We start from the raw sequence: 25,249 nt of genomic DNA on the forward strand, positions 1-25,249 counted from the left end.
CTCCAAAAATAATTGGCTGAAATACTATTCTATTATTTATTGAATCTTCAACTATTTAGTTATTTAAACCATCTCAAGTTTAAAATAGGTTCATCTTGAAGAATAACAAACAACTATAATTTAGATTACCTTATTGAGTTCTTTTATTTTGTATACTGTTTTTTCATCAAAGTATAGACTGACTACCTGTTTACAAGTGTATTTATTTGTATAAAAAGTTATTTTGATTATATGGGTTCATAAATCAAAATAAAAGCTGCATGCTAAAGTTACTTGTTGAACTAATTCAACAAGTAAAATTAAATATGTTAAACTCTCTTCTAAGGTATGTTTTACAATGATCTTGGTTTATTAAATCACCAAATAGTCTTATAGACAAAATGACGTTATATTTCGACCAATCAACATTATATTTCGACCAATCAACATTATATTTCGACAATTGAAACAATAAAATTAAAACAGGGCAGTTAATATATTATCTTTGACGTGTAATCCAAAGCGACTATTACTTAATTAAAAAGAGATACTATTAATAATCAAAAAGTTAAGACATAAAACGGTTTGCTTTGAGATAATACGATTATAGATATGGGTATAAGAAAAATACAATTTATATTAAGTCTATTATTTTTAATAGGGTATTTGGTCCTTATAGTAATAGTACTTACTGTGGAAGTAAGTGACACTTTTAATATGCAAAAAGGAGAAAACTCTCTTATAGGTGAAATTAATATTTTACTGGGTGTTTTAACTGGAGCTATTGCACAAATATTAAACTTTTGGTTTAACGAATCTGATAAGTAAAATAATAACTAGCACTAATTTCCAATCAATTGTTTTTTCTTAAAAAGAGGTTACACTGTTCATTTCTTCACACAACCAAACTTAAATGAAGTAGCCAAGTTAAAACGAATATGCAAAACATGATTTTTTTAAAATCTATGTATTAGTAAGGTTATGGAAACAACAATAAGGTTAATCAAACTACTATTCCATCTCTGTACAATGATTAATGAGATAATAAAGTTTATTCTCATCCATTGGGGTATACAGTTTTAAATAAAAAATTTAGTCTGGATAATATACGATATAAATTCATTTGATTTAAAACTCTCCTTTATCTAAAGAATAATAAAAATTAAGCTATAATATATCGCATTGGTTAATGGCTTAAAGGAGTAGATCATCTTGAATTTGACAATTATAAATGCGAAAATAAAAATTTACATGAACTAATAAAGTAGTGAAAATACTTCTTTATTGTTAATAAATATGAAACATAAACTATAAATTATATAATCAATGAGTGTAAGAAAAGTACAATTTATTTTTAGCTTGCTATTTTTAGTAGGATATTTATTTCTTTTGGTAATTATACTATATGTGGAGGTTAGTGACTCTTTAAATATGCAAAAAGGAGAAAACTCTCTTATAGGTGAAGTGAAAATTTTATTAGGTGTTTTAACTGGAGCCGTTGCACAAATACTAAATTTTTGGTTTAATGCTAATGAGCCAATAGCTGCAAATAACACATTATCTGAAACAAATAATTAGTCACTCTTCAATAATGAAAAAAACATTTATACCAGCCTTAACATTAGCTCTTTTTGTTATTTCTTCATGTACTTCTATTCCTAAATCTTCAGTTAAATTATCGGAAGAAATTATGAAAGAATCAAAAGAAATGCACAAACTGAATATAGCATTAATTAAGCAACTTTTTGAGGAACGAAGAAATGCTGTAAATTCATTTATCAATAATAAATATCTTCCGAAAGTAGTTTCAAACTATAAAAAATTACTCCCTGAAGATTTGGACTATAAGGAACAATTACCCAAAATAATAGAAAATATTGTACCTGTTTTACTAAGAAAAAAGGACTCCTTACAAAGCTTGTTAGAAAAACAGGAAAATGAATTCATCTCAGTATTAAGTGATAATTATACTGAATATAGCAGGGCTACATACGTATTACACGATCTAATTACATCTGGAGCAAAATTACAAGAAGAACAAAGACAAACCCTTAATTCTATAAAAAACTTAACAGGTCAGGAAATAAATGTTGATAAAATACAACAATCTATTGAAGGATTTTACAAAAATATCAATACTAAACTAAATCAAATGGTTAGCCCTAAAAGTAATAAATAAACTATGGATGAAATAAACTGGAATGACCTAGCTAATAAAGCTTCTTCTCAAACCGAAAAAGATCTTCAAAAAGATTTTGAAAGTTTGACAAAACTAAATATTAAAGATATTGATGCTTTGTTAAAGCAAAGTGCTATTAGTAAGCAAAATGCAGCACTTGTTTTAGAAGAGATTAAAGACGCCACCATATCAAATAACGAAAAAGTTAAAACTATTTCTAAAATAAATAATGGGGTAAATTTTTTGGTAAGTCTTGTTGGAAAACTTACCAATAGATAAAAAACTTTTGAATAAATTAAATAATAAAATTATGAGTAATATTACAATAAACTACGTTTGGTTGGGTAGTAATCCGCTAGGACCACTTGAAAAATTCAATATTGCATCTTGGAGAGCATTTGGGCACGAAGTGAACCTATACACTACACCTTTTTTTGGAGATCCTAAAAGAACTTATGAAAGTTTAGGTATAACAGCTGAAGACGCAACTATTTTCGATCTTGCAACTATTTTAAAAGAAGACGATGCTGTTACAGACGTTAATGACCCTAAAAAAGCCCTGAGTGATACTAGAAAAACATTAACCAAATGGCTTTCAGAAGTGCCAAATATTGTTCGTCCAGCATCCAATCATATGGATCAAATATACAATACGGTAGATGTAACAAAATCATACATAGGAGGCACAAGAAAAGGTATTGTTATTGACATAAAAGTTGGACCAAGTCCACATTTAAATAATTATATAGAAAGTTTCAACAAAAACTTTATTAGCTATACAAGGGCTGGAAAAACAGCTGGAAACCTTCCAGAAAATCAGTGTATGGGAACTATGCAAGGCACTAATGAATTACGTCTAGCATATGCAAATAGCTTCAATGAGAAAATGAAAGCTTTAGCAGAAGTAGACGTCAAAACCAAATGGTTTGATAAAATTACTGGATACCACGGAAATGCTTGCATTGCTATTTATAATAGTACAAAACAATTTATTGATGTAGCTACACAAAAAGAAGATGGTACCCCTGTAGGTAATAATTACCCAGTAGGAGAACCTGGAGGATCTAGCCATGGACCATTTCGTGTTTTCAAAAGAGCTAATATTCAATCAAATCAAGGAGGGGCAGGATCTAACAATGATGATAATATAATAAAAGACCTTGCTGGAGATGTATTAAAAAAAGAACTTCCAAAAGGGAATAATTTTACTGATAAAGCTAAGCTTGCGCAAGAAGCACTTCCAAAGAGAGCACTTTGGTAAAATCTTCTTAAGTGAATGATATTTGCTAGTTTTAAATTATTTTAAAAGATCGTTAGATATACTAACGATCTTTTTTTACTATTGCACAAATAAAAAAGAATATTTCATTTATGAATGATATAGGCCCTATAAGTTTACTTATAATTATTGCTAATTTTTCTGCTTCTTATAAAGGATTTAACGATTGGCAATTTTTCAATCAATACAAATTCAATATTGGTAAAATTTTAGTTGGAAAAGATTACAAACGACTCCTAACCTCAGGCTTCTTTCATGTGGATTGGACGCATCTCTTATTCAACATGTTCAGTTTTTTCTCTTTTGGAACTATTTTAGAAAGACAATTAGGAGGAATATCGTTTCTTTTATTATATTTCGCAAGCTTACTTGCTGGAAATGTCTTTGCTATTATTATGCATAAAAATAACCAACACTATAGCGCAGTCGGTGCCTCAGGCGCGGTAAGTGGTATTATTTTCGCCGCCATTGCCCTATTCCCAGAAATACGAATAGGTTTACTATTTTTACCTATAGGCATTCCAAGTTGGCTATTTGGTTTACTCTATATAGGCTACTCTATTTACGGTATCAAAGCAAATAATGACAATATTGGTCATGAAGCACATCTCGGAGGTGCTTTTTCAGGAATGCTTGTGGCTATACTATTTTACCCACATGCACTTTTTGAAAATTATATCCCAATTTTACTCACCATAATACCATCTTCTATTTTCTTATTCATAATCTTGAAAAAAAACAATCTATTTTGATAAAATAGTACTCATATCACAAAGTGTATACCGTAGTATTTTTATTCGAATCCATCACAAACGAACTATGAATTGTAGAAATTCCATCAACAGTAGCCAGTTTTTCATTAATAAATACTTGAAAACTACCCATATTATCTACTGCTACTTTCAATAAAAAATCAAAATTACCTGAAACATGGTGGCATTCCATAACTTCATCTAAAAAATACATATGCTTTTTGAAAACTTCAATCATTTCTTTTTGATGTTTATGTAAAGTGATTTGACAATAAGCTATTATTTCCTTACCTACTAGTTTTCTATCCAAAATAGCGACGTATTTTTTTATGACGCCTTTTTGTTCCAATCGTTTGATTCTCTCATAAGTTGGTGTTACTGTTAAACCTATTTTCGAAGCGACTTCTTTCGTATTTTGCTTTCCGTTCTCCTGTAAAGCTCTCAAAATTTCTATATCTAACTGATCCATAAAGAACTATTTTCTAAATATACTATATCTAAATATCCTAAAAAGTTAAAAAACCTTTTAAATCAACAAAATAGTAAATATTTTCTAAAATTATATCAATTTTCAGTTAACTATTTCAAAATCTGTATTTTTACAGTGATATTTAATTAAATTAAATTGAGCATGAATACTAAAAAAGAACTCTCCAATCATTTAAACGACTTACTAAATAACATACAAAATGCAAGAGATACGTTTTTGGGTTATCCTGTATCTAAAGATTTTGATTATTCAGCACTATATGATTTTTTGAAGTATCCTATTAATAATCTTGGAGATCCTTTTGAAGACAGTACCTACAAAGTACAGACTCATGAAATTGAAAGAGAAGTAGTCAATTTCTTTGCAAAACTATTTCGAGCAAACCCAAAAGATTACTGGGGCTATGTTACAAATGGAGGTTCGGAAAGCAATCTATATGGTTTGTATATTGCAAGAGAAATGTATCCAAAAGCGATGGTGTACTACTCAGAATCAACACACTATAGTGTTAAGAAAAACATTCATTTATTAAACATACCTAGTATTGTCATTCGTTCACAAGAAAATGGAGAAATAGACTATAACGACTTAGAAGAAACACTTCGTTTTAATCGCCATAAACCCGCTATTATCTTAACCACTTATGGTACCACTATGAAAGAAGCTAAAGACGATGTTTCTAAAGTAAAAGATATTTTAAAAAAATTAGCCATTCAAGATCATTACATTCATTGTGATGGTGCTTTAGCAGGATCATTTGGCCCTTTTTTGGAGCCCTATATTCCATTTGATTTTATAGACGGAGCAGATAGTATTGCTATAAGTGGGCATAAATTTATTGGATCGCCAATTCCAGCGGGAGTAATAATTACAAGACGTTCTCTTCGTGATCGAGTTTCCAAAGGAATATCCTATATTGGTTCTTTAGATACAACCATTACAGGTTCTAGGAACGGACACAGTCCTTTATTTTTGTGGTATGCTATTCAACAAATGGGTATAGAAGGCCTTAGAGCCAGATACCAGGATAGCTTAGAAGTTGCAGAATATTGTAAACAAGAACTTTGTAAAATTGGTATAACTGCATGGAGTAACCCTGGTGCTATTACAGTTGTTCTCCCTAAAATGCCAGAATCTATTAAAAACAAATGGCAATTAGCTACAGAGGGAGAAATTACACACATCATATGTATGCCAAATGTTAGTAAGCATCAAATTGATGAATTTATAAAAGATGTTACCTCTATATCAGAGGAAAAGATGGAAGAAGAATTTATTTATTTTTAATAAAAAAATAGAAACAAGTATTGTATAATATTTGTTTCTATTTTTTTTTAAAAAACAACTTATTTATTCCAGGCCTCCTAAATATCGTTCCGCATCTAAAGCTGCCATACAGCCAGTTCCTGCTGCTGTCACAGCTTGACGATACTCTTTATCCTGAACATCTCCAGCGGCAAATATTCCTGGTAAATTTGTTTTTGTTGACTTTCCTTTGGTTATCAAATAACCTGTTTCATCCATTTCTAAAACATTCTTAAATAATTGTGTATTGGGCGTATGGCCAATTGCTATAAAAACGCCTGTTACAGAAATTTCCGTTTTTTCTCCAGTCTTATTATTAATTGCTCTTACACCTTCAACAACCTTATCTCCTAAAACTTCTTCAATTTCTGTATTAAACAATACTTCTATATTTTCAGTTTTATTAACTCTATGCTGCATTGCTTTAGAAGCTCTCATATAATCCTTACGAACCAACATTGTAACCTTAGTACATATGTTAGATAAATAAGTAGCTTCCTCTGCAGCTGTATCACCTGCTCCTACCACAACGACATCTTGTCCTTTATAAAAGAAACCATCACAAGTAGCACATGCCGACACACCGCCTCCCATAAGTCTTTGCTCGCATGGTAAACCTAGATATTTTGCAGTAGCTCCTGTTGAAATAATAACAGTGTTAGCCTCTATTTCTACAGACTCATCAACAACAACTTTATGTATACCCCCTTCCTCTTTTGAAAAATCAACTTTTGTCACCATTCCGAAACGTACATCGGTACCAAATCGTTCTGCTTGCCCTTTTAAATCTTCCATCATAGCTGTTCCGTCTGTACCATTTGGATAGCCTGGAAAATTATCTACTTCTGTTGTCGTTGTTAACTGACCTCCCATTTGTAATCCAGTATACATAACTGGTTTCATATCTGCCCTCGCGGCGTAAATAGCCGCTGTATATCCTGCTGGTCCAGAACCTATTATTAAACATTTAATTTTTTCTGCCATTTCTTTCTTATATATTTATAATTACAAATTTAGTTCTTTTTATTTTTCTTACACCCTCCAAAGATATGTTTTGACTATTGGTCAATAGCTAATAAAAATATTATATTTTTTTAGTTAGTTTTCTTTTTTTTATATATTTGCCATCCGCAATTAATCGGGGTGTAGCGTAGCCCGGTCATCGCGCCTGCTTTGGGAGCAGGAGGTCGCAGGTTCGAATCCTGCCACCCCGACATTTAAAGGCAAAAGAAAAATTTTCTATTGCCTTTTTTGCTATTTAAATACCTCATCTTTAAAATAATTCTATTTATTAAATTGAGAACTACTTCAACATTATTAAGAAGTAAACATCATAAAAAAAACAAATAATCGTTAATTAAACATAACATTCTATTTAAAGATACTCATGAAAATATTTAAAGTACAAATTCTAGTCACTTTTATCATATTAACTACATATAATTGTAAAAAAACAAACCATACAAAGAAAGTACTTCCTGATATAAGAACCGAGAAAACACTAAACGACACTGACGACCCAGCTATTTGGATCAATAAAACCAATGCGGAAAATAGTATTATTTTTGGCACAGACAAGAATGCAAATGGCGCTATATATGCCTTTGATTTAGAAGGGAAAATAATCACTAATAAATGTATAAGAAACATTAAACGCCCAAACAATATTGATGTTGCTTATAATTTTAAATTAAATGATAGCATTTCAAAAGATATTATTGCTTTTACAGAAAGAGAACTAAATCAAATAAGAATTTTTACTGTACCTGATATGAAATCAATTGATAATGGTGGATTTAAAGTTTTCAGAGATGAGAGAAAACCTGGATATAATCTTCCTATGGGAATTGCTCTTTACAAATCTTTTGGTAATAAAAAATTATACGCGATCATTAGTAGAAAAAATGGTCCTAAAGAAAAGTACCTATACCAATATGAAATCTACGCTGAAAATGGAAGTGTAAAACATAAACTTGTTAGGAAATTTGGTAAATTTAGTGGTAAAAAGGAAATAGAATCTATAGCTGTTGATGAAGAATTAGGATACGTATACTACTCTGATGAAAAACATGGTGTTCGAAAATATCATGCAGATCCTGAAAAAGGAAATAAAGAAATCGCTGTTTTTGGTGGTGAATTATTCAAAGAGGATATAGAAGGGATTGCTATCGCTAAAATGAATAATAAAAATGGATACATTATTATCTCGAATCAGCAACAGAACTCATTTAATATATTTGATAGGAAAACAAATACCTTTATTAAAAAAATAGACTTAACAACAACTAGAACTGATGGTTGTGAAATAACTACCACTCCCTTGGGCGATAAATTCCCAAACGGGCTATTTGTTGCCATGAACGATGATAAAGATTTTTACTTTTACGATCTAAAAAAATTAATCCCTTAGATTATATTTCTTCAAAGATTACTTAAGGCCAACTTATTTTTACAAGTTGGCCTTATTTGCTTTTTAAGTAGATACTAGAATATTCCGTTAGTTTTAGTAAATTCGTATCTATGGAATTACTTTTTTTAGGTCTAGCCGGAGGTGCTATTATATCGTATTTTGTTTTTAAGAAGTTCACCTACAGAACCAACAAAAACCTAACGGAAAAACAATCTATTGTCTTACTAGATAAAATAAAAAAGGTTTCCAAATTAATTACAGTAGAAGGAGAATTTGCAGAAATCTATCATCATCAAAACTCGAAAGAAAAATTTCTTGGACTTTTTACCAGTAAGAAGAAAGCAATCATTATTATCAATGCCAAAGTACATATTGGATTTGATTTCCGAAAAATTAAAATGAAAGCAGACAACAGTACAAAAACCATTCTACTCTCTGAATTTCCAAAACCAGAAATATTTTCTATTGAACCAAATATTAAATTTTATGACATTCAAAATGGCCTATTAAATAAATTTAGTTCGGAAGACTTAACCGCTGTAAATGAAGAAGCGAAAGAACATATTATTCAAAAAGTCCCCGAAAGCAATTTAATGCAAACTGCCAACCAAGAGGCAATGGACGCCATATTACTTATGCATAATTTAGTGGAAACTATAGGGTGGCGTTTAGACTATTCTGCTCTGAAATTACCGAACGGACACCAATCACTTCTAGACCAATAAAATACTTCCTAAAGCAAAAATTAAATTATCCATCCTTGCTATTACCTTTATAGTATAGTTATGCAATAGACCATTTCACCAGGCTAAAAATAGTGGAATTAAAATTGGATATGTATAATATTAGCCAAGAGTTGGCTTTTTTTTGTTGTATAAATCATAAAATATTTTTTACTTTTATCTTCCTTAATACCCTTTACTTTACTACTGATTAAATCCTTAAAAAAACGATGAACATTGAACAACTCCACCAATATTGTATTTCCAAAAAAGGAGCAACCGAACATTTTCCCTTTGACGAAGTCACCCTCGCATTTAAAGTAATGGGAAAAATGTTTGCATTGGTAGGATTACAAAAATGGGAAAATGGAGAACAAAAAATAAATCTCAAATGCGATCCAGAATGGTCGGAAGAATTAAGAGCTAACTACGACAGTATTTCTCCTGGATATCATATGAATAAAAAACACTGGAATACCATTACGGTTAATGCAGATGTTACGGACGCATTACTTTGTGAATTGATCGATCATTCTTACGATATTGTAATACAAAAGTTAACCAAAAAACTAAAACAAGAATTGAATTCACTTTAACTATGAACAAAAAAGAAGCTCGTCGATTATTCAAACAGAAGAGAAAAGCACTTACAACCAATATAATTGACACCTACTTAGATTCTATTTATGCGCAGGTATTTCAAATAGATTTTTCCAGATTTCAAAACATTCATATTTTTCTTCCGATTGCAAGACAGAAAGAAATAAATACGTTCCCTATTATTTCATACATACAAAACCTAGGAAAAAGAGTAATCATAAGTAAAAGCAATTTTGAAAATAACACCTTAGAACATTTTATTTTAACCAAAGACACCAAACTGGTAGAGAACACCTATGGCATTCCAGAGCCTGTAGCAGCAGAAAAGTTTGATGTAAAAAATATAGATCTTGTTTTTGTACCACTTCTTATATCTGATGAAATGAATTACAGAGTAGGATATGGAAAAGGCTTCTATGACCGTTTTTTAGCTTCTTGTAAAAAAGACGTGTATACCATTGGTTTAAATTTCTTTCCTCCAATTCCTACCATTACCGATATAAATAAGTTCGATGTTCCTTTACATAGCATCATTTTTTCCAAATAAAAAATCCCGCCTTTCTTAAAGCAGGATTTTCTTATATATTTTATATACTATTTATTATCCGTTCATAGAAATCAAAAACTCTTCGTTATTAATCGAAGTTTTGATTCTTTGCTGAATAAACTCCATAGCTTCAATAGGATTCATATCTGCTAAGTATTTACGCAACACCCACATACGCTGCACTGTCTTCTCGTCTAACAGTAAATCATCACGACGCGTACTTGATTTAATCAAGTCTATTGCTGGGTAAATTCTTCTATTTGCAATATTACGTTCTAACTGTAATTCCATATTACCAGTTCCTTTGAACTCCTCAAAGATCACCTCATCCATCTTCGATCCTGTTTCCGTAAGTGCTGTTGCAATAATAGTTAGAGAACCTCCATTTTCTATATTTCTTGCTGCCCCAAAGAATCTTTTTGGCTTGTGTAAGGCATTCGCATCAATACCACCGGATAAGATTTTTCCGGATGCTGGTGCTACCGTATTATACGCTCTTGCCAAACGCGTGATAGAATCTAATAAGATCACTACATCATGCCCACACTCTACCAAACGCTTCGCTTTTTCCAATACAATATTAGCTACTCGTACGTGTTTGTCTGCTGGTTCATCAAATGTAGATGCTACCACCTCACCTCGAACGCTTCTCTGCATATCGGTAACTTCCTCCGGTCTTTCATCGATCAATAAAACAATTTGATATACTTCTGGATGATTAGCAGCAATAGCATTCGCAACATCCTTTAATAACATGGTTTTACCTGTTTTCGGTTGCGCTACAATCATACCACGCTGTCCTTTACCTATTGGTGAAAACAAATCAATAATTCTTGTCGACAACGAGCTACCTTTTTGCGCTAAATTGAATTTCTCATTCGCAAAAAGAGGAGTTAAATGCTCAAAAGATACTCTATCTCTGACAATATTCGGACTTAAACCATTTATTTTTGAAACTCGAATTAGAGGAAAATATTTTTCTCCTTCTTTTGGTGGACGCACATTTCCTCGAACGGTATCACCTGTCTTTAAACCAAATAATTTAATCTGTGATTGTGATACATAAATATCATCCGGTGATGATAAATAATTATAGTCAGACGATCGCAGAAAACCGTACCCATCTGGCATCATTTCTAATACTCCTTCACTTTCAATAATACCATCAAACTCAAAATCAGGATCTCTATATTTGTTACCACTTTTGTACTGGTTTTTACTCTTATTTTGATGTTGATGATGTTTGTTTTTGTTGTGATTTTGAGTGTTATTTTGGTTATTTACCCCCTGATGATTCTTACTTCCCCGTCTATTATTATTATTACTACTGGAATTATTATTTTGATTTTTCTTATCATCTGCAACAACAACACTCTTCTTGACAACTTCTTCTGAACTGTTTTTAGGTGTTTTTACAGGCTGAATTTCTTTCTTTTTAGTTTTAATAAGTTTGGTCTCTTTAGGAAGCACTTTCTTATCACTAACAGTCTCTTCTACAGGTTCTAAAGTGGTTTCATTCTCTTTTTTTGAGATTCTCCTTCTCCTTGGCTTATTGTCATTTGCATCGACTACTTTTGATACTTTCTTTTCAGCTGGCTTTTTTTCTTCTTTCTTATTGTTTACGGCCTCTGCTTGAGCATCTAAAATTTTATAAACTAAATCTAATTTTTTCAACTGACTGATTCTAGTCAATCCAATAGTTTTAGCAATCGACTGTAAGTCAGTTAATTTCTTAGCTTTTAATTCCGAAATTTCGAACATTCGTTAAAATATTAGGTTAAAAATTCCCACTTCTAAAGAATTTAAAATTACTTGTTTGTCTTTCTTGATTGTATTGTTATTTGAAGTGTATAACAGTTAAAAATGCGGTAACTTATCGACACAAATATATACAAATATTTTAACTTGTTATATTTCTTTTTAAAAAAAGAAATATTATTTTTGTAGCGAAATAAATTTTATGATTCAAAGATTACAAACTATATATTTATTAATTGCCACTATTCTTTCAGCTTTATCTCCTATTTTTTTAAAGAGATTTGAAGCAGGTAAAGTTAACCATGCGCGAACTCTACTAGAGAATCAAAGTTTTACTGAAAGTTTAGTCCCCATACTATTTTTAGTATCCGCATTAATTATGTGTATTACTATTTTTCTGTTTAAAAACAGAAAACACCAAATTTTGTTATGTCAAATCTCTATAATGATAAACATTTTTTTATTAGGATTATTGATTTATTTATCACAAATATTATCTGGAGAACTTAACGGTTCTAAGAAAGATATTGGGATGTTCATTCCTCTTTTTGTTATTTTGCTTTTATACTTAGCAAAAAAAGCCATTAAAAAGGATGAAGATCTTGTAAAATCTGTTGATAGATTGCGATAAACCTAACATCTTAGTATATTTAGTGCAAAAAACCGAAAGTTTCCACTTTCGGTTTTTAGTTTTATTAAAGTTAATGTTTAAATATAATCCGCTTTAAGGAAATAATTGATCTTTTTATATTAAATTTACCCAAGAAGACCCTTTATTTAAAAAAAAAACGCAGCTTAAAAAGCTATACATTAAAACCTTATAATGTTAATTTAAGAGACAAATAAGGGTTATCCCTAAAGGGTTTAGTACAAACCCTTAACCTTATCTAGGGATTATGAGTATTGCAAATGAGCTGATTATCAAATAAATTTGTAAAAGCAAACAAATGAGTACAAAGATTAAAGTTCATATAGCCGACGATCACAAAATTCTTATAGAAGGAGTGATGGCTCTTATAAATATAGAGGATGATATTGAAGTAGAAGGCTTCTCTCTCACAGGTAAAGAAGTTATTAATTGGTCTGCCACGAATACTGCGGATGTTTTAATACTTGACATAAATATGCCAGAAATGGATGGTATTGATGTTTTAAAAGTATTTAAGCAACGAGATGTGAGGATTCGCACCATAATACTTTCGAGTTTAAGCGATCCTAAATTAGTACAAGAAATGATAGCCTTAGGTGCTAATGGTTTTTTAGAAAAAAGCTGTGCAAGTGAGTATATTGTGGATGCAATTAGAGCTGTAAACAAAGGATTACAATATTTCAACGAAGACATAAAAAGTAAACTATTTAATCTTTATGTAGCAAGCTCTAAAAGAAACATGGATAAGGATGATTCTCACAAAGATTTAACTGAACGAGAAATAGAAGTTTTAAAGCTAATTGCACAAGAAAAAAGTTCATCCGAAATAGCTGATACATTAAGTATTAGTGTTAAAACTGTCGAATCGTATCGAAGAAATCTATATAAAAAATTAAAAGTAAAAAACGTAGTAGGTTTAGCGATGTATGCGGTTAGGAATAAAATAGTATAGTCCTTTCATTCATATTATCTTTACCCCCAAAGATAATATAGACACTATAACTCCCCTAATTAATTACATCGCTAAGAGCTACAAGTAAAATATTAAATGGTGATGTACGCGTTATTAAAATAACATAGTTTAGAGAACCCCTTCATTTTGTTTTCTTTATCCCCTAATTATGAGAAACGTCCCCCGTATCTCCATCTGTCTACACTAAGTACATCACCTTTTAAAAATATTTCTCATCTATTCTTAAATTATTTAAAATGCCAAAATCATGAAAAAACTTGTTTTATTTTTCCTTTCTTTTAGTACTCTAATTTTAATTTCTTGTTCTTCTAACGAATCAGAAATCATATCAAATACATCACCGAATATTAATAAAGATAAATCTTCTAAAGTACAATCTTATACTATCGATAGAAATCCGGACGGATCCTATTTTATTAATTTCGATACTCCAAAAAACACCAAAATTGATACTTATAAAAATCCTGACAACACTAACGAAATTGTAATATCACAAACACATCACCTAAACAACAATAAAAAGGGTAAAACTCAATTTTTAATAGACGATGAACTACTAAAAATAAACATACTTGAGGCTACGAATAAAAAAAATTCTTATATTACAATCGAAGATGATTTTTACAACAAAAATAAATCTGATAAACCAAAATTCTTAAATGATTATAGTTTGACGAAAAATACGGATGGTAGTTTTACGTTAAACTTTGAAGTAAAGGATAATGTTATCGCTGATTTTATATACAACGAGAAAAATAAAACTCATGAAGTTCATTTAAAATCAGGCAAGTCAAAAAATAAGTATTTCTCAAGAAATATTAATGTATCCGATAAAAAAATTCTAAAAATAGATTTTGTTAATCATAAATACAACAAAAAAAGTAAACGCATTCATATTAATAAAAAGCCTAGGCAAATAATTGAGGAAGTTTTCATATAAATAAATGGAAAAAAAAATATTTATAACTTTTATATTGATCTTGTTTACGTTGTTTATTACTTATAACAAGATTGGTCTTACAAAAACTAGAACCGCTTCAAATGCGGTTCTTTCTAATAACATCAAAATCAAAGATTCTACCCCTATTGGTATAGATTCTATAAAAAAACTACTTAATTCTAAAAAATATTCAAACGCACTCAAACATACGCTTTTAGCACTAGACCATAGCAAGCAAGAAAAGAATTTAGAATTATCATATAAACTCAATAATATTATAGGCGACATTTTTAGGGAAATTCGCAGCTATGAAAAAGCCTTATCTTATTATAATAAGGCCCTGATATAAATAAAAAAATTAAATTGACACGTGATCAATTTACAGAGAACGGGAATCTAACACACCATATTAACACTAATTACCTAAACATTTTATTAAAAAAAGGAGCAGCTCATCATTCATTAGACCATATTGACAGTGCTAAATACTTTTATAAAAAACTAATTAAAAGCTCTTTAGAAAACAACAAAGTACTTTATTTAAAATCTAAAGCCTATAACAATCTCTCTAATTTATTTTATTATTACCCAAAAGGGAGAGATTATAAGAAAGCTGAAGAATATGCTCTAAAAGCAATTAATATTAAAGAAAAATTAGGAGATAAAGCCTCTCAAGCTGCCTCAATAGCTAGTCTTGCTAGTATATATATCGAACAAGAACAATATGAGAAGGCAAGGAAGTTCTACCTAAAAGCAATTAATTTAATTGAAAATAATAACGATCTAAAATCTTTGAGATTTAAAGAGGTATTTTTTGAAAATCTATCATGGGCTATGTACAATCAAAAAAACTACAAGGCTTATGACTATTTAGATAAATCTATTAATCTTCGTGATAGCCTCAAAGACACAGAAATAAAAGAGATCTTGTTAAGCATAGAAAGTAAGCATAAAGAGAATTTGGAAAAACAAAAAATTTCGTTGGTCAAAAACCAGACAACTCTTTTAAAACAAAGAAAAACAGTTACGACTTATCTTTTTGCTGCCATTACCCTTTTAACACTAGTCATATCTGCTGTTGTTATCTACAATATTCGTTTGCGTCAACGTAATCTAAAATTAAAACTTGAACAAAGTAAATTAGTTGAAAAACAAAAAATTGATCACTTAAAATCAGAAGCACAAGTAAAAATATTAAATGCAGCAATTGACGGAAAAGAAACAGAAAGAAAGCAAATAGCAGAAACATTGCATGATAGTGTAAGTGCATTATTGTCTTCTGCCAACATGCATTTACATGCATCAAAAAGACAGTTTAATGGTGAAATCCCCATTGAATTACACAAAGCACAAGAGATCATTCTAGAAGCATCACAAAAAGTACGAGATCTTTCACATAACTTAGTTTCTCCTGTTCTTCTAAAGTTTGGATTAGGATATGCTATTAAAGATATTGCCAAAAAATATTCAAATATAGAGCTTGAATTTCATGCTGAAATAACTAATATAAACCGTTATAATCAAGAATTTGAAATAAAACTATACAACGTAATACATGAACTTATAAATAATATTCTAAAACATAGTAGAGCTTCTAATGCTTATATTATACTCACTGATCAAAACAACTTTCTGTCGGTTCGTATTGAAGATGATGGAATTGGATTTGACTGTAAAGAACGTAATAGTAGTAGAAATAAAGGAGGATTAGGTCTAAATCAAGTCGAAGCAAGAATACAAATGATGAATGGAAACTTTCTTGTTGAATCAAGGCTGGATGAAGGATCTAAGATAACTTTTTCAGTACCCGTTCAAAATAACCTACAAACTAGTTTCGTTTACCCAACTCAATAATTTCTAAATTTTTAATTTGACCACCATCTAATTCAAATCGAAGCATTGTTCGTGTTTTATGAAAGCCATGTTTTCCAATTGCTCCTGGGTTTAAGTGTAATAAATTATATTCTTGGTCAAACTGGACTTTTAAAATATGAGAATGCCCACAAATAAACAGGTTTGGCCTAGAAGATGCTATTATTTCTTTTACCCTTGCCTTATATTTATTAGGATATCCCCCAATGTGAGTCATAAAGACCTTTACCCCTTCTAAAACAAAAATTATATCTTCGTGAAATTCTATTCTAACATCTTTATCATCAATATTTCCGTAAACAGCTCTTAAAGGTTTATTTTTTCGTATTTTTTCAGTTACCTCAATACTCCCAATATCCCCTGCATGCCACACCTCATCAGCTTTTTTTACATATTTTAAAATCTGTTCATCCATGAAACTGTGTGTATCTGACATTAATAATATTTTCTTCATTCAACACTTCTTTTTAAAATGATATCCCTGTATTTATATGCTACAAAACTACCCAAAATAGTGTAAATACGTTCTGCTATTTTTCATAAAATAAGTATGCTCCATAAAATTATAATAGAAAAAATTGTATTTATTTTTTCATTTTAAATTCCATAATTTTGCATATTAAACTATACAGCTATTGCGTTACTTTATTGAACTATCATACAATGGAAAAAATTATCATGGATGGCAGGTACAACCGCATTCTATTTCAATACAAGAAAAGCTAAATAAGGCTATTTCTACAATTCTCCAAGAACCTGTAAATGTAATAGGAGCTGGTCGAACAGATGCTGGTGTGCATGCATCACAAATGTATGCACATTTTGATACGAATAAAATACTGAAAGCTAACTTTTCTTTCAAGTTAAACGCACTATTACCAAATGACATTGTCATTCATAACACTACCTTGGTTAAAGATGACTCTCACGCTAGGTTTGATGCAATCAGTAGAAGTTATGAGTATAGAATATGGTTGGGCAGAAATCCGTTTTTATTAGATACAACTTGGCAGCTTCTATACACTGACATAAATATAAATGCAATGAACGATGCTGCAAAAATTTTATATCAATATGAAAATTTTCAGTGTTTTTCAAAAGTTAAAACTGATGTAAAAACATTTAACTGTAAAATAACGAGCGCTAATTGGGTTTTAACAGGGAATAGTCTTACATTTTATATATCGGCTGATAGATTTTTACGAAATATGGTAAGGGCCATTGTAGGAACTTTACTTGATATTGGTTTACAAAAAAAGCAATCTGAGGATATGAAAAAAATTATTGAAAGTAAAAATAGAGAGAATGCAGGTGCATCAGTTCCAGCAAAAGGCCTATTTTTAACAAATGTTTCATATAACTATAAACTAGGTGAGTAAAAATTCAGGAAAAGCATTTGATATTAGAATTTTTTCAAGGTTAATGAACTTTGCAAAAAATTATAAATTAAAATTTACTATTGCAGTATCATCAACTGTACTTTTGGCTGTAGCTGCTGCTGCTGACCCTTATATTTTAATTCATGCAATTAATGATTTCAGCAAAACAAAAAACCTTACCGAACTAATAAACAATTCGGTTCTCTTACTTATAATACTTTTAATTCAGGTAACCTTACAATTCTCTTTTATTTACTATGCCAACTGGGTTGGCCAGCATATTATTAGGGATATAAGAATCAAAGTTTTCCAAAAAATACTGGCTTTCAAAATGGGATACTTTGACAAAAACTCTGTTGGGAAATTAGTCACTAGAGTTGTATCAGATATTGAAACTATTGCTACCTTTTTTACTCAAGGTGTGTTTATGATAGTAAGTGATATTTTAAAAATGATTATAGTGACCATCCTTATGCTTATTATAAACTGGAAACTTACTTTTATCGCACTTGCCGTTTTACCTATTCTAATCTATGCAACAAAATTATTTCAAATAGCCATAAAAGCTACTTTTCAAGACGTAAGAAATCAAGTAGCGAACCTTAATAGCTTTATTCAGGAACGTGTTACTGGTATGAAAATAGTGCAATTATTCAATCGTGAAAAAATTGAATACAAGAACTTCATAGAAATAAACGATAAGCATAAAAAAGCACATATAAAAACTGTTTGGTATTATTCCATATTCTTTCCAATTGCAGAAATTTTATCCTCTATTGCAATCGGTTTAATAGTTTGGTATGGAGGCTTTCAAGTTATAAAAGACTCTAATGTTTCTCTTGGTTCCATTATAGGCTTCATTAAAATGGCCCAAATGCTTTTTAGACCACTACGCCAAATTGCAGATAAATTTAATCAACTTCAAATGGGAATTGTTTCAGGAGAACGTGTTTTCCAAATTATTGATACCGAAAGTACTATTGATAAAAGTGGTACAACTCCAGCGAATAATCTAAAAGGTCATATTTCTTTTTCGAATGTTCATTTTAGTTATGTTAAAGAAACTGAAGTTTTAAAAGGTATTAGTTTTGATGTAACTGAAGGGCAAACTATTGCAATAGTTGGATCAACTGGTGCTGGCAAATCAACTATTATAAACTTAATCAGTAGATTTTACGAAATTGATAGTGGCCAAATTTATGTAGACTCTATTCCCGTTAGTGAATATGATATTTCTTCTTTAAGAAGTAAGGTCGCTATTGTTTTACAAGATGTGTTTTTATTTTCAGATACAATATTTAATAATATTACTCTAAATGATAATTCTATCTCCCTAAAAGAAGTTAAAATAGCCGCCAAAAAAATTGGAATTCATGAGTTCATAATGAGTTTGCCTAATAATTATAATTATAATGTTAAAGAAAGAGGAAGCATGCTGTCATCTGGTCAACGTCAGCTAATTGCTTTTTTAAGAGCCTATGTTAGTAAACCTAGCATTTTAATACTAGATGAAGCAACTTCTTCCGTGGACTCTTATTCTGAGCAAATGATTCAATTTGCTACAGATCAAATAACTAAAAACAGAACTTCTATTGTAATAGCACATAGACTTGCTACAGTAAAAAAAGCTGATAAGATTATTGTAATGGATCAAGGAAAAATAGTGGAACAAGGCAATCATTTAGAGCTTCTTAAAATATCAAATGGATACTACAAAAAATTATATGAAGTTCAATTTAATGAAGTGTCAAGTTAGCCTTTATAAAATATATTAATTAAACTATTTTTTAACTTAATTAAATACTCTCATTGTTTGTTTCATTCAATCAAATGATTACATTTGTTTTTCAATCTTAAAACTAAAAATCACAAGATCATGAAGAAAGTAATTCTATCAGCTTTGATCGTAAGTTCAGTACTTGCGACCTCATGTAAACAAGCTAAAGAAGAAACTAAAAACGCTGTAGAAGCCGCAGTAGAAAAAACAGAAGGAGCTGTTGATAAGGTATCTGAATCTGTTGGAGACGCAGCTACGAAAGTTGCTGAAAAAACGGAAGAAGTAGCCGGTGAGGTTGCAAAATCTATCGAATCTGTTTTAGATGGTGTATCAATACCTAGTTTTGACAACAAAGAAGTAGAAGATCATTTAAAAAATTATGCTACTTATGCTAAAGAGTGTATTGCTGCTAAAGGAGATGCTCTAAAAAGTGCCTCTATTGCAAAAAAAGGCGCTGAATTGGCGAGTAAAGGTGCTGAATTAATAAAAAATTTAGACGCCGAAAGTAAGGAAAAATTCAACAGCGTAATGAGTGCTATTCAAGCTAAAATGTCCGCTTCCAAATAAAATAAATTATCATAAAAAAGGTTCTTAACAGAACCTTTTTTATGTAACTACATCTTTATCTAATTTTTTAATTAGTTCCTCGACTGTATCATACAATACAAATTCTCCGTCTTTTATATAGGATATTTCGCCAGTTTCCTCAGAAACGACAATACACAAAGCATCTGTTCTTTCCGATACTCCGATAGCAGCCCGGTGACGCAATCCAAATCTAAGTGGTATCTGTGAATTTTCAGCTATGGGTAAAATGACCCTTGTAGCAATAATATAATTATCTCTAATTATAATGGCACCGTCATGTAAAGGACTATTCTTATAGAAAATACTTTCAAGGATGGCAATGTTTACTTGTGCATTCATTTTATCGCCTGTATTGACCAGAAAGTCTAAATTATTCGTTCGCTCTATAACAATTAAAGCACCTGTTTTGGTCTTCGATAAATTAACAGAGGCCTTTAATATGGTATCAGCTTCTATTTCAACACTAATTTCTGATTTTAAAAACTTTAATTGATTAAGAAGACTTCGCTTAGTAGAAAAATTTGTAGTGCCAATCATCAACAAAAACTTTCTAATTTCTTGTTGAAAAACAATCAATAAAGCAATAACTCCTCCTGATAAGAGATATCCTAGTATTCCACTTAACATTTCCATATGCAATGTTTGCGTAATTTTCCAAATTACAAAAATCAATGCAATGCCAATGACTATATTTATCGCTACAGTACCCTTTAGTAATTTATAAGCATAATACATAAGACCTGCTACCAGTATAATATCCAATACATCTAAAATAGAAAAATCAATAAAATTCAAACCAAAATAGCTTTTAACTGTCTGGTAAATGTACTTATTTTATTCGAAGTAATGCTATAGCTTTTGTTCAGTAAATATATTAGTAATGAGAGGTTACTCAAGAGTTATCAGTCTAAATAAAATTCAAGTGCAACAAAAGTACACAATAATTGATATAAATTAAAGATAACTCACAACTTTAATTGCTTCAACCGCTGGCTTTACATCATGAACTCTTAAAATATTAGTTCCGTTCAACAAAGCGATAGTATTGGCAACTGTGGTGGCGTTTAAGGCTTCAATTGCAGTTATCTCGAGTGGCTTATATAGCATAGATTTCCTCGAAACTCCCGTTAAAATAGGAGCCTCCAAGTTAGAAAACAATGCTAATTTTTTTAATAACTCGTAATTATTTTCTAAAGTTTTTCCAAATCCAAATCCAACATCAATAACAACATCTTTTACTTGTAACTCCCTTAACCTTGATATTTTATCAGAAAAATAAAAGATTAGTTCTTTCACTATATCATTATAGTTAGGATTAGACTGCATACTCTGCGGAACGCCTTGCATATGCATTAAAATATAAGGCACTTGAAGTTCGGCTACTTTTTTAAACATATTCTCATCCATTTCACCTCCTGAAATATCGTTAATAATTGCAGCTCCTGCTCTTATTGTTTCTTCGGCAACACGACTACGAAATGTATCTATAGAAATTAAAATACCAGGAAACTCTGCTAGAATTGAGGAAACTGTAGCAACAACTCTTTTTAACTCTTCTTCTTCAGAAATATGTTTTGCCCCTGGTCTTGAGGAATACCCTCCAACATCGATAAAAGTAGCGCCTTCTTCAACCATTTTTTCAACCTGTAACAATACTTCTTTTTCGTTCTTATACTTACCTCCGTCATAAAAAGAATCTGGGGTTAAATTAAGTATTCCCATTACTTTTGGTGAACTCAAGTCAACCAACTTACCTTTGCAATTAATCGTCATCTACTAAATTTTTAATTTGTTTGGTAATTATTTTCTATATTTTAATCTTTTTATGATCTTAATTTACTTCAAAACCGCTTTTATATTATTGTTTTATCTAAATAGCTTATGTATTAATTGAATTGTTAGCTTCGTATAATTCCACACTACAAAATAACTTTAGTTTTACCTGATTGATTCAGCTATTATTTCTAATTAGCAATTGCTAAGCATTGTGTAATAATTATTGTTTTCAATACTATTTCTATCTTGTTTTTTTTTGCAAAAAAACACTTAAATTGTTGACTTCAATTTCTTTTGATAAAGAAATTTATTTAATTTAATACAAGAAACCATGATATTTTTTACCTTTAAAGACATAATTAATTTATTACACAAAAGTAAAGGAAAACCTATTTGATTTCTTATTTTTACGGTATTATTTCAGAATTAAAAAAATGAAGGACACATCAAATCAATACAATACCGTTGTAAAACAGTGTAAAGACTTATTTGTCAAAAAGATGGCTGATTATGGCGTTGCTTGGAGAATTTTGAGACTTCCTTCTTTAACGGATCAAATTTTTATCAAGGCACAACGTATCAGACAGCTTCAAGAGAATTCTTTGAGAAAAGTAGATGAAGGAGAAGTATCTGAATTCATAGGTATTATAAATTACTCTGTTATGGCTCTCATTCAAATTGAATTAGGGCATGCAGATCAACCTGACTTACTTAATGAAAAAGCTATTGAGCTTTACCATAAACACATTTCATTAACCAAAAAGTTAATGGAAAATAAAAATCATGACTATGGAGAAGCTTGGAGAGACATGAGAGTTTCATCTCTAACCGATCTAATATTACAAAAACTTCTTCGAGTAAAACAGATAGAAAATAACAAAGGAAAAACCATTATTTCAGAAGGAATCAACGCAAACTATCAAGACATCATTAATTATGCTATTTTTGCTTTAATTCACCACTCTGAATCAGATAGTTAAAAAATAAAAATCCCTATTATGATACTAAAAATAACCACCCATATTTCTAGAGTACTTGTCGGAGTATTATTTATTTACTCTGGCTTTGTTAAACTAGTTGACCCTATAGGTTCACAGTTTAAATTTGAAGAATACTTTAGTGAAAGTGTCTTGAATCTTGAATTCCTAATTCCTTTTGCACTTCCTTTTTCAATTTTATTAATTATTTCAGAACTTGCCCTAGGTATTATGCTACTGGTTGGATATAAACCGAAATTTACTGTTTGGAGTTTATTTGGTCTTAACCTAATTTTCTTATTCTTAACATGGTACTCATACACATACAATAAAGTAACTGACTGTGGATGTTTTGGAGATGCTGTCAAACTCACTCCAAAAGAAACATTTTATAAAAACGTCATATTTATGTTTTTCATTGTCGCTTTAATCTTAGGGCTTAAGCATATCCAAGCTATTGTATCAAATAAGTTTGCTTCTATTGCTTCTATTGCCTCTATTGCCATATCTCTTGTTATAGTAAATCACGTTCTAAATCACTTACCAATAATTGATTTTAGAGCGTATTCGATAGGTACCGATATAGCAGATAATATGGAATACAAAGAGAACGGAGAAATTCCTCCAATTCATGATTTTATGATTGAAACGGATGATGGAGATCAAATGGAAGCAATGCTTGCTCATGATAAAGCAATGTTAATCATGATGTACAACTTTGACAAAACGGAAGAAAAAGGTATTGCCCCTGTTGCAGAAATTGCAAAGGCCGCAAACGATAAAGGTTATCAAATCTATGTTTTAACAGCTTCATATATAGAAGATTTAGAGGCCACCCAAAGTAAGTATAATTTACCTTATCCTTTTGGTTTCTGTGATGAAACTGCCTTAAAAACAGCCATTAGAGGAAATCCTGGAATTATGACTGTAGAAAAAGGAATTATAAAAGGAAAATGGAATTGGACAGATGCTGAGGAAGTAATCTTAAAATAAAAATTCTAATCATGATCAATAAATTGGCTTACTATCTTCAATGACAGTAAGTCTTTTTTTTAATGATTGTTATAATTCTCCTTACTTAAAAAAGGATTACTTTTCCTTTTATAAAACAACATCAGTTTTCCACAAATAATTAAATATCTTTTGTTATGAAAGTATCTTATTATTATCCTTAGTTCTAAGTAAGAGTTTTAGTATATTCGCGAATAATGAAACAGTTCATCTTAGTTTTTTTAGGAGGAGGTATAGGAAGTGCTTTACGTTATTTTATAAGTAAACTTTTGAATAATACTCCAAATAGCATTCCTTATGGAACTTTTGCAGTTAACATACTTGGTAGCTTTTTAATTGGATTGATATTAGGGTATGCTACAAAAAATCAATCATTAACCCATAGCCAGACGTTATTTTTAGCAACTGGATTTTGTGGTGGCTTTACTACTTTTTCTTCCTTTGCTTTTGAAAATCATACTTTCTTAAAGTCGGGAGATTTTCTCTTATTCTTTACCTATACCCTATCTAGCTTAACTCTTGGATGTCTTGCTGTTTTTGGCGCAATTTTTATAACTAAAATAGTTTAACATGGATAAACTTACACAATATAAAGAGGATAGCAATTATGCAATCATTACACTTAATAATGGAAAAGTAAATGCTATTTCTCACCAAGTCATTGATGAATTGAATGCTGCATTAGACAGGGCAGAAAGTAATAAAAAGGTTGTTATATTAACAGGAAAGTCAGGTATTTTCTCAGGAGGATACGATTTAAAATCAATGATGACTTCTCCTGAATCAGCTCTTGAGTTGGTTACACGAGGATCTCAATTAGCATTAAAGATGTTACGCTTTCCGCTCCCTATAATTGCAGCATGTAATGGTCATGCCATTGCCAAGGGGGCTTTTTTACTTTTGTCAGCGGATTACAGGCTCGGTATTGACGGACAATTTAAAGTTGGGTTAAATGAAGTTATGATTGGTATGACAATGCATAATGCAGGAATTGAAATTGCGAAAGGCAGATTAAGCCCTGTGTTTTTGGAAAGAAGTGTTAATAATGCCGAAATTTATACCCCTAAAGAAGCAATTCATGCTGGTTTTCTAGATAAAATCGTCCCATCAGATGATATATTACTTCCCACTGCAATTAAGGTTGCTGAAATGTTTGGACAGTTGAATCTAAAAGCTCATGCTGAAACAAAACTAAAGGTAAGAGCTAAATACTTAAAAAGTATAGAAGAGGCAATTCAAAAAGATCTTAAAGAAGGACTGACACCTCCTTCAAAATAAAAAAAGCC

The 25,249-nt window shown here is 30.4% G+C and carries 29 protein-coding genes and 1 tRNA gene; 24 read left to right on the forward strand and 6 right to left on the reverse strand.

All coding sequences use genetic code 11. The features are described from left to right. Window positions 1-591 precede the first annotated feature (591 nt). The 6 genes from AC2GW8_RS06550 to AC2GW8_RS06575 all read left to right on the forward strand — a co-directional run bounded on the left by AC2GW8_RS06550 (window position 592) and on the right by AC2GW8_RS06575 (window position 4,189). Complete coding sequence (locus AC2GW8_RS06550; RefSeq protein WP_440881967.1) at window positions 592-807, forward strand: hypothetical protein; 216 nt, start codon at window positions 592-594, stop codon at window positions 805-807. A 498-nt stretch (window positions 808-1,305) separates the two neighbouring features. After that, a complete protein-coding gene (locus AC2GW8_RS06555) occupies window positions 1,306-1,557 on the forward strand; it encodes a hypothetical protein (protein ID WP_440881968.1) in 252 nt (83 codons plus the stop codon). Between the two features lie 13 nt (window positions 1,558-1,570). Further along, entirely contained in the window at window positions 1,571-2,158 is a 588-nt protein-coding gene (locus tag AC2GW8_RS06560; RefSeq protein ID WP_440881969.1) for a hypothetical protein, read from the forward strand. 3 nt (window positions 2,159-2,161) lie between these two features. Next, a complete protein-coding gene (locus AC2GW8_RS06565; RefSeq protein WP_440881970.1) occupies window positions 2,162-2,437 on the forward strand; it encodes a hypothetical protein in 276 nt (91 codons plus the stop codon). 31 nt (window positions 2,438-2,468) lie between these two features. Beyond that, a complete protein-coding gene (locus tag AC2GW8_RS06570) occupies window positions 2,469-3,419 on the forward strand; it encodes a hypothetical protein (RefSeq protein ID WP_440881971.1) in 951 nt (316 codons plus the stop codon). Between the two features lie 110 nt (window positions 3,420-3,529). Next, the gene (locus AC2GW8_RS06575; RefSeq protein WP_440881972.1) at window positions 3,530-4,189 is read left to right on the forward strand and encodes a rhomboid family intramembrane serine protease; all 660 of its coding nucleotides are present in this window, start codon (window positions 3,530-3,532) and stop codon (window positions 4,187-4,189) included. Window positions 4,190-4,205: 16 nt separating this feature from the next. On the opposite strand, the gene AC2GW8_RS06580 is transcribed toward AC2GW8_RS06575, so the two are convergent. Continuing rightward, window positions 4,206-4,658, reverse strand: a complete 453-nt coding sequence (locus tag AC2GW8_RS06580; protein WP_440881973.1) for an Lrp/AsnC family transcriptional regulator — start codon at window positions 4,656-4,658, stop codon at window positions 4,206-4,208. A gap of 162 nt (window positions 4,659-4,820) precedes the next feature. Here AC2GW8_RS06580 and AC2GW8_RS06585 point away from each other — a divergent pair, with 162 nt between their 5' ends. After that, window positions 4,821-5,966: a histidine decarboxylase gene (locus AC2GW8_RS06585; RefSeq protein ID WP_440881974.1), complete on the forward strand. Its 1,146-nt coding sequence runs from the start codon at window positions 4,821-4,823 to the stop codon at window positions 5,964-5,966. Between the two features lie 63 nt (window positions 5,967-6,029). On the opposite strand, the gene trxB is transcribed toward AC2GW8_RS06585, so the two are convergent. Beyond that, window positions 6,030-6,968: a thioredoxin-disulfide reductase gene (gene trxB / locus AC2GW8_RS06590; protein ID WP_440881975.1), complete on the reverse strand. Its 939-nt coding sequence runs from the start codon at window positions 6,966-6,968 to the stop codon at window positions 6,030-6,032. A 155-nt stretch (window positions 6,969-7,123) separates the two neighbouring features. Between trxB and AC2GW8_RS06595 the strand changes: the two genes are divergently transcribed. The 5 genes from AC2GW8_RS06595 to AC2GW8_RS06615 all read left to right on the forward strand — a co-directional run bounded on the left by AC2GW8_RS06595 (window position 7,124) and on the right by AC2GW8_RS06615 (window position 10,263). Next, window positions 7,124-7,198: transfer RNA gene (locus AC2GW8_RS06595), tRNA-Pro, on the forward strand. A gap of 173 nt (window positions 7,199-7,371) precedes the next feature. Then, a complete protein-coding gene (locus AC2GW8_RS06600) occupies window positions 7,372-8,394 on the forward strand; it encodes a phytase (protein WP_440881976.1) in 1,023 nt (340 codons plus the stop codon). Window positions 8,395-8,504: 110 nt separating this feature from the next. Next, the gene (locus tag AC2GW8_RS06605; protein WP_440881977.1) at window positions 8,505-9,119 is read left to right on the forward strand and encodes a DUF4230 domain-containing protein; all 615 of its coding nucleotides are present in this window, start codon (window positions 8,505-8,507) and stop codon (window positions 9,117-9,119) included. Between the two features lie 227 nt (window positions 9,120-9,346). Continuing rightward, a complete protein-coding gene (locus AC2GW8_RS06610) occupies window positions 9,347-9,712 on the forward strand; it encodes an MmcQ/YjbR family DNA-binding protein (protein WP_440881978.1) in 366 nt (121 codons plus the stop codon). 2 nt (window positions 9,713-9,714) lie between these two features. Continuing rightward, window positions 9,715-10,263, forward strand: a complete 549-nt coding sequence (locus AC2GW8_RS06615; protein ID WP_440881979.1) for a 5-formyltetrahydrofolate cyclo-ligase — start codon at window positions 9,715-9,717, stop codon at window positions 10,261-10,263. A 54-nt stretch (window positions 10,264-10,317) separates the two neighbouring features. On the opposite strand, the gene rho is transcribed toward AC2GW8_RS06615, so the two are convergent. After that, the gene (gene rho / locus AC2GW8_RS06620; RefSeq protein ID WP_440881980.1) at window positions 10,318-12,024 is read right to left on the reverse strand and encodes a transcription termination factor Rho; all 1,707 of its coding nucleotides are present in this window, start codon (window positions 12,022-12,024) and stop codon (window positions 10,318-10,320) included. Between the two features lie 199 nt (window positions 12,025-12,223). On the opposite strand from rho, the gene AC2GW8_RS06625 reads away from it, so the two are divergent. From AC2GW8_RS06625 to AC2GW8_RS06645, 5 genes are all read left to right on the forward strand, one after another. Then, window positions 12,224-12,652: a DUF4293 domain-containing protein gene (locus AC2GW8_RS06625; protein WP_440881981.1), complete on the forward strand. Its 429-nt coding sequence runs from the start codon at window positions 12,224-12,226 to the stop codon at window positions 12,650-12,652. 316 nt (window positions 12,653-12,968) lie between these two features. Further along, window positions 12,969-13,622, forward strand: coding sequence for a response regulator (locus AC2GW8_RS06630; RefSeq protein ID WP_440881982.1), 654 nt, complete (start codon window positions 12,969-12,971; stop codon window positions 13,620-13,622). A gap of 268 nt (window positions 13,623-13,890) precedes the next feature. Continuing rightward, window positions 13,891-14,583, forward strand: coding sequence for a hypothetical protein (locus tag AC2GW8_RS06635; RefSeq protein ID WP_440881983.1), 693 nt, complete (start codon window positions 13,891-13,893; stop codon window positions 14,581-14,583). Between the two features lie 4 nt (window positions 14,584-14,587). Beyond that, on the forward strand, window positions 14,588-14,932 hold the full coding sequence (locus AC2GW8_RS06640) for a hypothetical protein (protein ID WP_440881984.1): 345 nt from the start codon (window positions 14,588-14,590) through the stop codon (window positions 14,930-14,932). A gap of 14 nt (window positions 14,933-14,946) precedes the next feature. After that, on the forward strand, window positions 14,947-16,437 hold the full coding sequence (locus tag AC2GW8_RS06645) for a tetratricopeptide repeat-containing sensor histidine kinase (RefSeq protein ID WP_440881985.1): 1,491 nt from the start codon (window positions 14,947-14,949) through the stop codon (window positions 16,435-16,437). Here AC2GW8_RS06645 and AC2GW8_RS06650 read toward each other — a convergent pair. Further along, on the reverse strand, window positions 16,412-16,909 hold the full coding sequence (locus AC2GW8_RS06650; RefSeq protein WP_440881986.1) for a metallophosphoesterase family protein: 498 nt from the start codon (window positions 16,907-16,909) through the stop codon (window positions 16,412-16,414). The genes AC2GW8_RS06645 and AC2GW8_RS06650 overlap by 26 nt on opposite strands. Window positions 16,910-17,090: 181 nt before the next feature. On the opposite strand from AC2GW8_RS06650, the gene truA reads away from it, so the two are divergent. The 3 genes from truA to AC2GW8_RS06665 all read left to right on the forward strand — a co-directional run bounded on the left by truA (window position 17,091) and on the right by AC2GW8_RS06665 (window position 20,178). Further along, window positions 17,091-17,834 (forward strand): tRNA pseudouridine(38-40) synthase TruA, encoded by a 744-nt coding sequence (gene truA / locus AC2GW8_RS06655; protein WP_440881987.1) that lies wholly within the window; start codon window positions 17,091-17,093, stop codon window positions 17,832-17,834. Next, window positions 17,827-19,590, forward strand: coding sequence for an ABC transporter ATP-binding protein (locus AC2GW8_RS06660; protein ID WP_440881988.1), 1,764 nt, complete (start codon window positions 17,827-17,829; stop codon window positions 19,588-19,590). The genes truA and AC2GW8_RS06660 overlap by 8 nt, the downstream gene beginning before the upstream one ends. 120 nt (window positions 19,591-19,710) lie before the next feature. After that, on the forward strand, window positions 19,711-20,178 hold the full coding sequence (locus tag AC2GW8_RS06665) for a hypothetical protein (protein ID WP_440881989.1): 468 nt from the start codon (window positions 19,711-19,713) through the stop codon (window positions 20,176-20,178). A 39-nt stretch (window positions 20,179-20,217) separates the two neighbouring features. Here the strand turns inward: AC2GW8_RS06665 and cdaA are convergent, their stop codons facing one another. Both cdaA and folP read right to left on the reverse strand, forming a co-directional pair. Beyond that, window positions 20,218-20,994, reverse strand: coding sequence for a diadenylate cyclase CdaA (cdaA, locus tag AC2GW8_RS06670; RefSeq protein ID WP_440881990.1), 777 nt, complete (start codon window positions 20,992-20,994; stop codon window positions 20,218-20,220). A 159-nt stretch (window positions 20,995-21,153) separates the two neighbouring features. Then, window positions 21,154-21,972, reverse strand: a complete 819-nt coding sequence (gene folP, locus AC2GW8_RS06675) for a dihydropteroate synthase (protein WP_440881991.1) — start codon at window positions 21,970-21,972, stop codon at window positions 21,154-21,156. 437 nt (window positions 21,973-22,409) lie between these two features. On the opposite strand from folP, the gene AC2GW8_RS06680 reads away from it, so the two are divergent. From AC2GW8_RS06680 to AC2GW8_RS06695, 4 genes are all read left to right on the forward strand, one after another. Further along, a complete protein-coding gene (locus AC2GW8_RS06680; protein ID WP_440881992.1) occupies window positions 22,410-22,955 on the forward strand; it encodes a DUF1599 domain-containing protein in 546 nt (181 codons plus the stop codon). 18 nt (window positions 22,956-22,973) lie between these two features. Next, on the forward strand, window positions 22,974-23,945 hold the full coding sequence (locus AC2GW8_RS06685) for a DoxX family protein (protein ID WP_440881993.1): 972 nt from the start codon (window positions 22,974-22,976) through the stop codon (window positions 23,943-23,945). Between the two features lie 215 nt (window positions 23,946-24,160). After that, on the forward strand, window positions 24,161-24,532 hold the full coding sequence (gene crcB / locus AC2GW8_RS06690; protein ID WP_440881994.1) for a fluoride efflux transporter CrcB: 372 nt from the start codon (window positions 24,161-24,163) through the stop codon (window positions 24,530-24,532). A gap of 1 nt (window position 24,533) precedes the next feature. Continuing rightward, a complete protein-coding gene (locus tag AC2GW8_RS06695) occupies window positions 24,534-25,241 on the forward strand; it encodes a crotonase/enoyl-CoA hydratase family protein (protein ID WP_440881995.1) in 708 nt (235 codons plus the stop codon). Window positions 25,242-25,249: the final 8 nt, after the last annotated feature.

This window comes from Tenacibaculum profundi, from assembly GCF_057162725.1.